Here is a 13717-nt window from a genome sequence, read left to right on the forward strand (position 1 = left end):
AAGAACTGATTTGATAAGGAGGCTACCTGTGGTAGATTCGATCTTGTTTAATATCATGCTTGTCGGCGTCCTAGGTGTATTTTCACAGTGGTTTGCCTGGCGCTTTAACATGCCAGCCATCGTAGTCATGTCCATCATCGGACTGCTTGTAGGTCCGATCTTCGGAATACTACACCCAGATAACGTTTTTGGAGAGTTGTTCGATCCATTTGTTTCTATCGCAGTTGCAATTATTTTATTTGAGGGAAGTTTGAATTTAGATTTTCGCGAAATAAAGGGACTAGGAAAACCTGTGGGTAGAATCGTAACCGTGGGTGCCTTTCTAGCATGGTTATTAGGTTCTCTGTCTGCACATTATGTGGCAGGGTTATCATGGGGAGTAGCGTTTGTGATCGGTGGTTTGTTTATCGTGACCGGACCGACCGTCATCTTACCGTTGTTGAGACAGGCGAAACTTAAGCCAAGACCAGCCAAGATATTAAAGTGGGAAGGAATCATCGTAGACCCACTCGGTGCACTTCTTGCGGTATTCGCGTTTGAAATCATCAAGTTTCTTCAACTTGAAGAAGCTACGCCTACGGTCCTTCTCTTCTTCTTCTTAGCATCCCTCTTTGCGACACTGTTTGGATTCTTATGTGGACGCGGAATCGGATGGATGTTTGAGAAAGGGTACGTACCAGAATTTCTAAAATCTCCAGTAGTGTTTGGTGTCGTGATCTTATGTTTCACAGTAGCGGATGAGATCTCACATGAAACAGGATTATTAGCAGTAACTGCAATGGGGATCACGATTGCAAATATGCATATCTCGTCGATCGATGATATGAGGCATTTCAAAGAGAACATTTCTGTTTTACTCATATCGACTGTCTTTATCATGCTAACGGCATCTCTATCCGTCGAAACGTTATTGGAGATCTTCCAATGGCAGATCTTAGCGTTCGTACTGTTGATGCTCTTTATTGTAAGACCACTATCGATTTGGCTGTCTACACTTGGAACTGATCTTTCTTGGCAGGAAAAAACGCTTGTCGGATGGATTGCACCTCGTGGAATCGTCGCATTAACGGTTGCAAGTTATTTTGCCAGTGTTCTGCTCGATGCAGGATTTGAGGATGCAAAGATACTGATCTCCTTAACCTTTGCCCTTGTCTTCGCAACAGTTGTTGCTCATGGTTTCTCTATTCGCTGGACAGCTGAAAAGTTAAATCTAGCGAGTGACGAGCAGCCTGGTGTTGTCATCGTGGGAGGGAGCTCATTCAGTACCGCTCTTTCACGTACGCTTCAACAGTTAAAAGTACCTGTGTTAGTTACTGATTCATCTTGGAAGAGATTGATTACGGCTAGAAAAGCAGGGGTTCCTTTTTATCGAGGAGAAATTCTTTCAGAGCAAACGGAATATCGGTTAGATTTGACTCCGTACGAATATATGATTGCCGCCACAGAACTTGATTCATACAACGCGCTCGTTTGTACAACGTTCGTTCCGGAAATAGGAAGGAACAACCTCTATCAACTCAGCCTTCGAAATGACAGAGGTGATGACATCGAGGAGCTCGTCCATACGATTGGAGGGCGGATTGCTTTTCGTGAGGGAGCGACTTGGGAACACTTAAATCGAAAAGTTGAAAGTGGCTATGTATTACGTAAGACGAACATCACTCAGCAATATAACTATGACCAATACCTAGAGGAAATTGATGAAGAAACGGTACAGCTGTTCATCAAAAAGCCTTCAGGAAAGCTCGAATTCTTCTCACATGACTTCGAGTCGAGCGCTGAAGCAGGGGATGTCGTCGTTAGTTTAATGCCTCCGAGTAAAGAGTTTAATCGTATCCAGCAAAAGCTTGAAAAGCAACGAGGTGAAGACGAAAAGGTCCAAGAACGTCAGGAATGACGTGACGGGCCTTTTCCTTTTTTTATATGGGTAAGGAACGGTCGCCATATGGTATGCTGACTAAAAAGGTAGGAACCGGAGGGGTCACATGTATGATGTCATTATAATCGGAGCAGGAGTCAGCGCCATATTCATGGCTCATAAGCTGACGAAACTGCATCCTAACGCCAGTATTTTGATGATCGATAAAGGAAAAAAGCTTCATGAGCGAACGTGTCAGGGAGACGGTTGCGACTGTGAAGTTTGTGATCAATACATAGGTTTTGCCGGGCTTGGTAAATCAGAAGGGAAATTTAACTATACGAATGATTTTGGTGGTAGCTTAGGAATGAAGATTGGCAACGAGAATGCGCTGCTTTTGATGAAAGAAGTCGATGACGTGATTTGCTCGTATGGAGGAGGAACTGTACCGAGCTATCAAACGCATAATCCACAATTAGCTTCCGAAGCGGAGCAGCATGGATTAAAAGTGCTATCAACGACCGTTCGCCATCTCGGCACGAAACGATCAACAGAAGTTTTCCAAAACTTATATGATGATTTGAACCGTCACATCGATTTCCTATTCGAAGCGGATGTCGTGGAAGTGTCGAAGGAACGTGATTTTTCAGTGAGAACAAATCATGGAACTTTCAGATCAAAAAAGGTTGTCCTTTCAACGGGAAGCAGCGGCAGTGAGTGGATGTTAGAGAAATGCGAGGCGTTAGGACTTCGTAGAGGCCCATCCCGGTTAGACTTAGGGATCCGAGTTGAGATGAGGGGAGATCAGCTCCAAACAATTTTAAAAGATACTTTTGAAACAAAGCTCCACTTAAAAGGTACTGATTACGAAGCGACAACGTACTGTATGAATCCGAATGGTCGTATCATACGAAAACATCAACATGGCCTTGTTATGCCTGACGGTCAGAATCAATTAGAAAAAGGGAAGAGTCAAAACCTTAACTTCACTCTTTTTGTACCTACAATCTTTGCTTCTAAAAAAGAAGCGGATGCTTTTGCTCAACACATTATCGGAGGTATTAATCGGGAGAGAGGGCGTGTAGTCGTCCAGCGACTTCAGAACTTGTTAGATAGAATCGCTACTACAGATGAAGCCCTTATGGAGAACACGATACGTCCTACTTTGTCAGCAGAACCAGGAGATTTAAGAGAAGAAGTGCCAGCGAAATACATTACGGCAATACTAGAATTCTTACAATCGTTAGAAGAACTTATTGGTGAGTCGATCGACCACGATACGCTGTTATATGGGATAGACGCCAAATTTTATGAGCCGAAAATCAAGACGAATCAATGGTTTGAAACGGATGTGGAAGGACTTTATCTAATCGGAGATTGTTCCGGCGAAACACATTCATTGTCACAGGCAGCGGCGAGCGGACTTTATACTGCAGAACATATATAAAGACCGGCCTTTTGGGCCGGTCTAATGGTCTATGAAATAGGTCGCTCAGACAATTTCCTTTCATGCTTCAAGCGGAACTTCAATGTGAAAACACTTAACGCCACAATCGCTACAAGACTTAATCCGATATAGAGGTTGCTATAGATGATATTGTCGCCTAATTTCGCTAGTGGATTTAAGGCTAAGGACACATTTTGCATGTCCAGGAGACGACCGAATATCGCTGAACTGAATGCGCCTGCCATGAAGTTTAATAAGTTGAAGACACCCATTCCCACTCCGTTTTGATGCTCGGGTAAAATGGAAGAAATCAAGTCAGCAGTAGAGCTCTGAATCAATGGAAATCCAAGGTAAGCGATCAGCAAACATGGAACGATGATCCAGGCTGCATAACCTGAGAATGTTGAGATAAAAAAGGTTCCGCTCGCAATGAGTAGTAGTGCGAGCTTAACTACTGTCGTAGCGCCTTTTTGCTCAATAAGCTTTCCACCAAATTGACCGATTAACCCGGCTGCCATAGCACCAGGGAATAATACGAGCCCGATCGATAGCGTAGACAGTTCGTTTAAATCACGTAACATGATCGGAATAACAAAAATAAGGCCAAATAGTGCTGAAGTGCCGAGAAAGCTTGTAAGTGCTGTGATCGTATATTTCGTATTTTTTAAAATAAGTGGATCGATAAAAGGTTTCTCGATGGTAAACGTACGATATAGAAACAACCCGAACAATAGTACGAATAAAGCAAGTAAGTACCACAAGAAAGTCGTGATATAAATGAGCAACGCTGCTACTGAAGCAGCCATCAATAACGCTCCAGGAATATCGACGGAACCCTTCCGCTTTTCTTCATTAGGTAACCATTTACGGAACAAAGGAATCGCAAAAACCGTCGCTACTGAAAAAAGGAAAAGAACCCTCCAATTCATCGTGCCTCCGACGACGCCTCCAATGATCGGACCTACACCAGAAGCGAATGCAACTGTTGAGGAGATGAGTCCGAATACGCGTCCTTTTTCATTTGGAAGGAATCGAATCGGAACAATGAATGCGAGTGCGGGGATGGTGGCACCACCCGCAGCTTGTAATAACCTTGCTAGAAGCAGTGTTTCGTAATTGGGAGAGATAAACCCAATAAATGCTCCGGTCGCAAAAATACTAATTCCGATCGTGAAAAGAGTTTTGATCGGATACATATCCGCTAGCTTTCCATACATAAGTGAACCGATTGCGAAAACGAGAATATATCCCGTTAGTACCCAGCTCACTTCAGACGGACTTAAATCGAATGCAGCTGCAATATCTGGTATTGCAACATTAAACATCGTACCGTTCATAACGGCAAAGGCAAGAATGGTACACACCAAGATGATCAATCGTTTTCGTTCGTTCGGCGTGAATTCCTTGCTTATATGTGAATCTGGCATGAATACCCTTCTTTCTATTTAGGAACTCGAAATAATTAGTACCATCTAATGATAGAATGGAACGTCCGTGATGTAAATTAACTAGCCTCATAGTAAACGCTTTTACCAGTTATAGACAAATTGCGGATAATCTATTATGATTAGATTGGTAAATCTCGCGAAAGGGGTGAAGAATATGACCACCATCAAAGATGTAGCAAAACGGGCAGGTGTTTCAAGAACCACCGTCTCTCGAGTATTGAACGATAATGGTTACGTGAGCCAGGAAGCAAGAGAGCAGGTTTTGAAAGCAGTCCAAGAAATGGGTTATATTCCTAGCGCCCATGCGAAAACGATGAGAACGAAGCGCTCTGGTGTAATCGGAGTCATTCTTCCAAGGATCAGTACGGAAACTGCGAGTAGGGTAGTCAATGGAATTGAGCAAGAACTAGCAGAGAACGGCTATCAAATTCTACTTACAAATACACAGCTAAAACCAGAAAAAGAGATAGAAAATATTAAACTCTTAAGAAGTCGTCAAGTAGACGGGATTATTTTACTTGCTACCAATCGGAATGAAGAATTATTGCAGACGATAAAAGAAACGAACAGTCCATTTGTAGCTCTCGGTCAGGAGCTCGAAGGCGTTACCTCTGTCGTGTATGACGATTATAATGCTGCATTCTCTATAGCGGAGTCCCTAATTTCAAAAGGACATCAGCGCATAGGCTTCATTGGTGTGCAAGAAACCGATCATGCTGTTGGTTTTCTTCGTAAAGAGGGATTCAAAGATGCAATGAAAAAGCATAACCTATCGATCGATGAAGAGTGGATTCAGTATGGTGACTTCACATTTGAATCCGGGTATGAAGCAGCTGAAAGATTAACGAGTGGTACTAGCATGCCGTCAGCTATTTTGGCCGTAACAGACCGAATGGCGATCGGTGCGCTCGGGTGTTTGAAAGAGAAGGATATTCGAGTACCAGAGGACATGGCCGTCTTCGGGATTGGTGCATCTGATCTCTCAAAACATGTTACACCCGCTTTATCCACGGTTGATTATTTTAATGAAGATGCGGGACGTCAAACAGCGCAGCTCATTTTAAAGCAGCTAAAAGGAAAAAGCCTTGAAAACCAAAAAATTAAACTTAGTTATAGACTTATTGAAAGAGATAGTGTATAGTAGCAAATGAAAACGATACCATATCTTTTTCTACTGATGTGGAATCGTTCACACAAATTGATTCAATCTGGAAATAAGGAAAGAAGTTAACGAGTGCTTGTAAGCGCTCGCAATAAAATAACCTTTGTGGAATCGATACCACACTTAGAAAGGAGTAAGGAAAATGGCTTCAAATAGAGAGATTGCACAAGAAGTAATCGATGCGATCGGAGGAGAAGAGAACATCCAATCTGTTGCACATTGCGCAACAAGACTCCGAATCATGGTCAAAGACAAAGAAAAGATCGATCAAGAAAGAGTAGAAAATATAGAAAAAGTAAAAGGTGCCTTTTACAATTCCGGTCAATACCAAGTTATTTTTGGTACGGGTACTGTGAACCGTATCTTCGATGAGGTATCTGCCCTCGGTTTAGCGGAAGCAACAAAATCGGAACAAAAAGAGGAAGCAGCTAAGCAAGGAAGCGCTTTTCAACGCGCGATCAGATCGTTCGGGGACGTATTTGTTCCAATCATTCCAGCTCTTGTAGCTACTGGTTTATTCATGGGACTACGTGGACTCGTTCTTCAAGAAGAAATACTCGCATTGTTTGGGTTAACGCCTGGTGATATTTCAGATAACTTCGTATTGTTCACCCAAGTGCTTACGGATACAGCGTTTATCTTCCTGCCAGCGCTAGTAGCATGGTCAACGTTCAGGGTGTTCGGGGGTAATCCGACCATTGGACTTGTCCTTGGTTTGATGCTCGTAACGCCAGCCCTTCCAAATGCTTGGGAGGTAGCGGCAGGAAATGCTGAGCCTCTTAAATTCCTTGGCTTTATCCCAGTAGTTGGGTATCAGGGATCGGTTATTCCAGCATTCGTAGCAGGTTTAATCGGTGCGAAACTTGAGAAACGGATTCGAAAGATGGTTCCTGAATCACTAGATTTAATATTAACGCCGTTTCTAGTATTACTGATCATGATTACACTATCACTGTTTGCAATTGGACCGATCTTCCACACAGTTGAAGAGTACATCATGGATGGAACTGTATTCATTCTTGATCTTCCGTTTGGTCTAAGTGGCTTGATCATTGGATTCTTCCACCAGATCATCGTTATCACAGGTGTGCATCACATCTTTAACTTCCTAGAGATTCAGCTTTTTGAGAATCTTGGTTTTAACCCGTTTAACCCGATCATTTCAGCAGCGATCGCAGCTCAGGGTGGTGCTGCACTTGCAGTCGGTATGAAGACGAAGTCTAAGAAACTTAAGGCACTTGCGTTACCATCGTCGCTTTCTGCTTTCTTAGGAATTACTGAACCAGCGATTTTCGGTGTGAACCTTCGCTACATGAAGCCGTTCGTAATGGGACTAATCGGCGGAGCGGTAGGTGGATTCCTCGCTTCATTATTCAAGTTAAAAGCTACAGGACTTGCTGTAACAGTTATTCCAGGTACGCTATTGTTCTTGAACAGCCAAATCTTCCTTTATATTCTTGTAAATGTAATCGCGATTGGAATTGCCTTCGCCTTAACGTGGATTTTTGGCTTCAAAGATAGCATGCTAGATAAATAATTTTTATGAAGGGGGTCTGCCTAGACTCCCTTTTACAAATATAAACGAGTTAGGTGATCGAAATGACGACTAGAAATGAGGAACTAATTCAGTTAGCGATTGAAGACATGGAGGTGCACAGAGACACGGTGATGTCTGATCCGCATCTTCCGCACTTCCACCTTATGCCGCCTGTTGGACTTCTTAATGATCCAAATGGTTTTATTCAGTGGAATGGGGAATATCACGTCTTTTTCCAATGGATGCCATTTAAAACAGGACATGGTGCTAAGTTCTGGGGTCATTACACATCAAATGATTTAGTGAATTGGACATTGCGTTCCCCGGCATTGTCTCCAGGTGACTGGTTCGACAAAGATGGATGTTATTCAGGTAGTGCGATATGCCATGACGATAAAATGTTGCTGTTTTATACAGGTAACGTGAAAGATGAAAACGGAAATCGTGAAAGTTATCAATGTATTGCAGAGTCGAGCGATGGTATTCATTTTAAGAAAAATGGTGTGGTGCTTGATTTGCCAGAAGGATACACGGCACACTTCCGAGATCCTAAAGTGTGGAAGCATGAAGATACTTGGTACATGGTGATTGGCGCACAAAATAACAAAGAAGAAGGGCGAGTTGTCCTATTCGAATCAACTGACCTTCGAAACTGGAGTCTGAAGGGTGATGTTACAGCATCCAAACACAAGAAGCTTGGTGAATTTGGGTTCATGTGGGAATGCCCGGATCTATTTCACTTAGATGGAAGCGATGTACTGCTCTTTTCCCCTCAAGGTCTTAAACCAGAAGGTTACGCTTATCAAAACGTATATCAAACAGGTTATCTATCAGGAAAGCTCGATTATAAAACAGGGCGCCTTGATCATGATGCCTTTACTGAGCTCGATCGAGGATTTGAATTTTATGCACCTCAAACGACCGAGGATGAAGAAGGTAGACGTCTCCTTATCGGATGGATGGGTGTACCGGAACAGGATGAAGAGCATCATCCGACGAGAAAGCATAAATGGATCCATACGCTGACGATTCCTCGGGAGCTTCACTACCGAGACGGAAAGCTGATTCAACTACCGGTGGAAGAGCTAAACGACATGCGTCAGAACAAAACGGAAATTGAAGCGAGCCTCTACAATGAGCAGATGGAGCGAGAAGAGCTCAATGGCAAGGTATATGAGTTGCTCGTCAACGTAAAAGAGGTAAAGGGATCTTTCTCGGTTACGTTTAGAAACGCAGCAGAGATGGTATACGATGCTGATGAAAAGCTGCTTACTTTTAAACGGAATAGCTTTGTTGATGGAACGGAAGAGTCTAGAAGCTGTAAGATCGATTCTGTTACACAACTGCGTTTTTATGTGGATTCTTCATCGATCGAGGTGTTTATTAACGGTGGGGAAGAAGTTTTCACTTCGCGCTACTTTCCTTCTGAAGAAGATGAGAGCCTTCTATTTAAATCCGAAGGTGAGTCTAAGATTGAAGTAACGAAATGGAACATTAAGAACCATATCACCATATAAAATGAAAGAGCCTGGCCGAATGGCCAGGCTCTTTGTTATACAGATCGAATAATGCCGCCTTCAACTCGTTGAGCTGATCCATTGATCGCTGAAGATAATGGAGATGCGAGGTATGCCACTGTGTTTGCAACTTCTTCTACTGTTGCGAAGCGTTGGATAAGAGATGTTGGTTCATTGTCTTTGAAATAATCTTTCGTAAATTGCTCTAGATCTTTATTCTCTTCTGCAGCAGCGCCTTTCATGAAGCCAGCTACCCCCTCAGTCCAGGTTGGTCCTGGTAAAACGGAGTTAACAGTAACGTTCGTTCCTTTCGTCGTTTCAGCAAGGCCACGTGAAAGGCTGATCATCGCACCTTTTGAAACGGAATATGGAATCATTTGAGAAAGTGGTTTTACTCCCGCTTCACTTGCGATGTTCAACACTCTTCCTGAATTCCTTTCAAGCATAGATGGCAGGAAGTTTCGAGTAAGTCTCACTGCACTGATGACATTTGTTTGGAAATAAGTCATCCATTCTTCATCTGTCACTTGATCGAACGGTTTGACTTCAAACATTCCCATATTGTTAACAAGAATATCTACTGCGCCGTGTTTGTGTACTTCTTCAACAAAACGCTCACTTTCATCCTGTAGTGAAAGGTCTGCTGCAATGCCGTACACCTCTCCGAATGAAGATAGCTCTTTAACCACACTATCTACACGTTCCTTTGAACGACCATTGACGATGACGTTTGCTCCTTCTTTAAGCAATACCTCGGCGATACCTTTTCCGATTCCAGAAGTAGAGCCCGTAACGACGGCTAGCTTATTTTTCATTTGTAAATCCATGATAATCTCCTTTCAAACAACCTTTGTTCCTCGACAACTGTATCAAACAATAATACAGTTGTTCAATAAACTTGCCTGCCCTAGGAAAAACTCGCCTACTAAGGTTAAAAAATTCCACAATTATGTACAAAGTTTGTACGAAATGTGTCGAAAAAGTGATAGAAACTTGAGCAACTTTTGACACATTGTGATGTGTATCACATTTTTATTATTGCCCTGCTAGAATAATAGTTGATACTGCGAAGCACTGTCATTAAGCGGTTTTATCAGGTTGAAATTATGATTTTACTATAGAGAAAGAAAGGAAGGTGGCCTTGCGGTGAAGCGAATAAAGTCGATGCTAGCTTTCGCCCTGTTCATGTCTGTCATTGTTCTGAGCGGCTGTAGCAACTTAACTGTGCTTGATCCAAAAGGACCCGTAGCGGAACAACAAGCAAATCTGATTCTTTTCTCCATTGGATTAATGCTGTTTATAGTTGTTGTCGTTTTCGTTCTGTTTACAGTCATACTTGTAAAATATAGAGAGCGAAAAAGCGGACCTGAATATGAACCTCCAGAAATTGAAGGAAATGTATTTTTAGAAATTGTTTGGACGGTTATTCCGATTATTATTTTGATTGCACTTGCAATCCCAACAGTAAAAACAATCTATGCGCTAGAAGAGCCTCCTGAAGCAACGGCTCACAAAGAACCTGTTGTTATTCATGCGACTTCCGTCGATTGGAAGTGGGTGTTTAGCTATCCTGAAGAGGATATCGAAACGGTTAACTACATCCACATTCCAGAAGATCGTCCTATCTTATTCAAGCTTGCTTCTGCTGATTCAATGGGATCATTCTGGATTCCATCATTAGGTGGTCAGGAATATACGATGTCCGGAATGATGACAGAACTTTATTTACAGGCAGATGAACCAGGAGAGTATCGAGGCCGAAACTCGAACTTCACAGGTGAAGGCTTCACAGAGCAGGTGTTTACTGTCACAGCTCAAACGGAAGAAGAGTATGCAGAATGGGTTGATGAGGCACAGGACGCGCCTGAATTAACTCAAGAAAAATACAACGAGTTGATGTTAAAGGGTCATGCTGAAGAAATGACATTCTCCTCAACGCACCTTCAATGGGTCGATCACGGTATGGATGCAGAATATGCAACAAGAGTACGGAATGGTCTCCCGTTAGATGAGTATAAAGAAGGAAATTCACATGGATCTCACGGTGGACATGAGGGTCACGACGAACATAAAGATCACAAAGATGATGAAAGTCATGACAGCCATGAAGGACATGAAAACCATGATGAACATTCGAAATCTGAAGATAAAGGCACTCACTCTGAGTCGCACTAAGGAAGGAGGAAGTCACCATGAAATGGGATGAATTTTTCGTCACAGGTGATCCACTTATATATGGTGCCGATGTTTCTATTGCGTTAACGTTGATCGGCGTCATTTTTGTTCTGACATATTTCAAGAAATGGAAGTGGCTTTGGACAGAGTGGCTCACGACTGTTGACCATAAGAAATTAGGTATCATGTATGTGATCGCTGCAGTCCTTATGTTATTCCGAGGCGGTGTAGATGCCCTCTTGATGAGAGCGCAGCTCACAGTTCCGGACGCAGGATTCCTGGACTCCACTCACTACAACGAAATTTTTACAACTCACGGTACGATCATGATTATCTTCATGGCCATGCCGTTCTTAATTGGTTTAATGAACGTCGTTATTCCTCTCCAAATTGGAGCGAGGGACGTAGCCTATCCGTTTCTTAACGCGGTAAGCTTTTGGACGTTCTTTATGGGAGCAATGCTCTTTAATATTTCATTCGTTATCGGAGGATCTCCTTCTGCTGGGTGGACAAGCTATGTTCCATTAGCAGGACTAGAGCTGAGTCCAAGCGTAGGACAAAACTATTACTTACTCGGCTTACAGATCGCGGGTATCGGTACATTGTTAACAGGAATTAACTTCCTCGTGACGATAATGAAAATGAGAGCACCTGGAATGACGCTTATGAAGATGCCGATCTTCACTTGGTCAACCTTGATCACATGTGTGATCATCATCTTCGCATTCCCAGTGCTTACAGTAGCTCTAGCACTTATGACATTCGACCGTTTGTTCGGAAGTCATTTCTTTACATTGATGGACGGCGGTATGCCGATGCTATGGGCAAACCTCTTCTGGATTTGGGGTCACCCTGAAGTCTATATCGTTATTCTTCCAGCGTTCGGTATGTTCTCAGAAATTATCAGTACGTTTGCACGTAAAACCATTTTCGGATACAAAGCAATGGTTTACTCAATGGTCGTAATCGCAGGGCTGAGCTTCCTTGTTTGGGTTCACCACTTCTTTACGATGGGAGCAGGAGGAGCAGTTAACTCGTTCTTCTCCATCACGACGATGCTCATTGCCGTGCCAACGGGTGTGAAGATCTTTAACTGGCTATTCACCTTGTATAAAGGTAGGATCCGATTCACATCAGCGATGCTATGGTCACTCGCCTTCATACCAAACTTTGTTATCGGTGGGGTGACAGGAGTCATGCTTGCAATGGCAGCAGCTGACTACCAGTACCATAATACGTACTTCCTAGTCGCTCACTTCCACTATGTATTGATCTCGGGTACTGTGTATGCTTGTTTTGCAGGTCTACACTTCTGGTATCCAAAAATGTTCAACCACCGCTTAAACGAAAAGCTAGGCAAGTGGACATTCTGGATCTTCGTAGCAGGATTCAACTTATGTTTCTTCCCGATGTACTTCCTTGGTCTTGCGGGAATGCCGCGTCGTGTCTACACGTATGGCGCAGCAGATGGTTGGATGAGTTTGAACGTTTTAGCAACTATGGGTGGTATTCTAATGGGAATCGGATTCTTGATTCTTGTTTATAACATTTACTATAGCTTCCGTTACTCTCCACGTGAGACAACTGGAGATCCTTGGGATGGTAGAACGCTTGAGTGGTCAACTGCAGCACCAATTCCGTTCTATAACTTTGCACATGTGCCTGAAGTTAAAGGACATGACGCTTATTGGATCGCAAAGAAAGAAGGAACAGATAAAATTAAGAAGCCATATAAACCGATTCACATGCCAAGTAACTCTGGTGTACCGGTCATCATGAGTACGTTCTTCTTTATCTCTGGATTCGGTATGGTCTTCTCTTGGCACTGGATGTCGATTGCTGGACTAATTGGAGTACTAGCAACGATGGTGATGCGTTCGTTTGATTATGATAAAGGCTTCTACGTGAGCGTAGAAGAAATTGAAAAACTTGAACAGACTACCAAATAAAGGAGGCGTGACAGATGGATGCAGTTGAACATTCTCCAAATACGCCTTTAGAGTACCAGACGGAAACGGGTCGTCTGAATATTCTCGGCTTCTGGATTTTTCTTGGTGCAGAGATCGCGCTTTTCTCCACGCTTTTTGCGACCTATTTTGTATTAGACGGGCGCACAGCAGGTGGTCCTGTACCGGCAGATCTATTTGAAGTAAAAGGTGTACTAATCGAGACTTTCTTGCTGTTAACAAGTAGTTTTACTTGTGGACTCGCAATTCATTATATGAGACGTCATTCATTAAAAGGGCTAGTCCTATGGATTGGGATTACCCTGGCTCTTGGACTATCGTTCCTCGGCTTTGAAATATATGAATTCATTCATTACATTCATGAAGGAGCGGCATTAACGACTAGCGCTTACTGGTCTGCATTTTTCGTACTGACTGGTACGCATGGTGCCCACGTTGCGATGGGTATCGCTTGGATCGCTCTTATCTTGATTCAGTTAAAGCAACGTGGTTTAACTCCAGACACGTCAAGAAAAGTATTTATATCAAGTCTTTATTGGCATTTCCTTGATGTTGTATGGATCTTTATTTTCACAGCAGTTTATTTACTAGGGATGGTGATGTAAG

At 42.9% G+C, this 13717-nt stretch carries 10 protein-coding genes; 8 read left to right on the forward strand and 2 right to left on the reverse strand.

Annotated elements, in window-relative coordinates:
- Positions 1-28 precede the first annotated feature (28 nt).
- Positions 29-1897: a cation:proton antiporter gene (locus ACXADT_RS04050; RefSeq protein ID WP_270180539.1), complete on the forward strand. Its 1869-nt coding sequence runs from the start codon at positions 29-31 to the stop codon at positions 1895-1897.
- An 88-nt stretch (positions 1898-1985) separates the two neighbouring features.
- Positions 1986-3305, forward strand: coding sequence for an FAD-dependent oxidoreductase (locus ACXADT_RS04055; RefSeq protein WP_474833260.1), 1320 nt, complete (start codon positions 1986-1988; stop codon positions 3303-3305).
- A 29-nt stretch (positions 3306-3334) separates the two neighbouring features.
- On the opposite strand, the gene ACXADT_RS04060 is transcribed toward ACXADT_RS04055, so the two are convergent.
- On the reverse strand, positions 3335-4732 hold the full coding sequence (locus ACXADT_RS04060; RefSeq protein ID WP_474809819.1) for an MFS transporter: 1398 nt from the start codon (positions 4730-4732) through the stop codon (positions 3335-3337).
- Positions 4733-4907: 175 nt separating this feature from the next.
- Between ACXADT_RS04060 and ACXADT_RS04065 the strand changes: the two genes are divergently transcribed.
- From ACXADT_RS04065 to ACXADT_RS04075, 3 genes are all read left to right on the forward strand, one after another.
- Positions 4908-5894 carry a LacI family DNA-binding transcriptional regulator gene (locus ACXADT_RS04065; protein WP_474833262.1) on the forward strand — a complete coding sequence of 329 codons (987 nt, stop codon included), beginning with the start codon at positions 4908-4910 and terminating at the stop codon, positions 5892-5894.
- Between the two features lie 163 nt (positions 5895-6057).
- Complete coding sequence (locus ACXADT_RS04070) at positions 6058-7452, forward strand: sucrose-specific PTS transporter subunit IIBC (protein WP_270180535.1); 1395 nt, start codon at positions 6058-6060, stop codon at positions 7450-7452.
- A gap of 62 nt (positions 7453-7514) precedes the next feature.
- Positions 7515-8969 carry a sucrose-6-phosphate hydrolase gene (locus ACXADT_RS04075; RefSeq protein WP_474833263.1) on the forward strand — a complete coding sequence of 485 codons (1455 nt, stop codon included), beginning with the start codon at positions 7515-7517 and terminating at the stop codon, positions 8967-8969.
- A 35-nt stretch (positions 8970-9004) separates the two neighbouring features.
- Here ACXADT_RS04075 and ACXADT_RS04080 read toward each other — a convergent pair whose 3' ends face one another.
- Complete coding sequence (locus ACXADT_RS04080; RefSeq protein WP_474833265.1) at positions 9005-9796, reverse strand: SDR family NAD(P)-dependent oxidoreductase; 792 nt, start codon at positions 9794-9796, stop codon at positions 9005-9007.
- A gap of 337 nt (positions 9797-10133) precedes the next feature.
- Between ACXADT_RS04080 and qoxA the strand changes: the two genes are divergently transcribed.
- From qoxA to qoxC, 3 genes are read left to right on the forward strand one after another with little or no spacing between them, the layout of a single operon-like run.
- Complete coding sequence (gene qoxA, locus ACXADT_RS04085; RefSeq protein WP_270180645.1) at positions 10134-11144, forward strand: cytochrome aa3 quinol oxidase subunit II; 1011 nt, start codon at positions 10134-10136, stop codon at positions 11142-11144.
- A gap of 17 nt (positions 11145-11161) precedes the next feature.
- Entirely contained in the window at positions 11162-13093 is a 1932-nt protein-coding gene (gene qoxB / locus ACXADT_RS04090) for a cytochrome aa3 quinol oxidase subunit I (protein WP_474833266.1), read from the forward strand.
- Between the two features lie 14 nt (positions 13094-13107).
- Entirely contained in the window at positions 13108-13716 is a 609-nt protein-coding gene (qoxC, locus tag ACXADT_RS04095; RefSeq protein WP_270180531.1) for a cytochrome aa3 quinol oxidase subunit III, read from the forward strand.
- Position 13717: the final 1 nt, after the last annotated feature.

Source organism: Anaerobacillus sp. ABR4_321, from assembly GCF_056158505.1.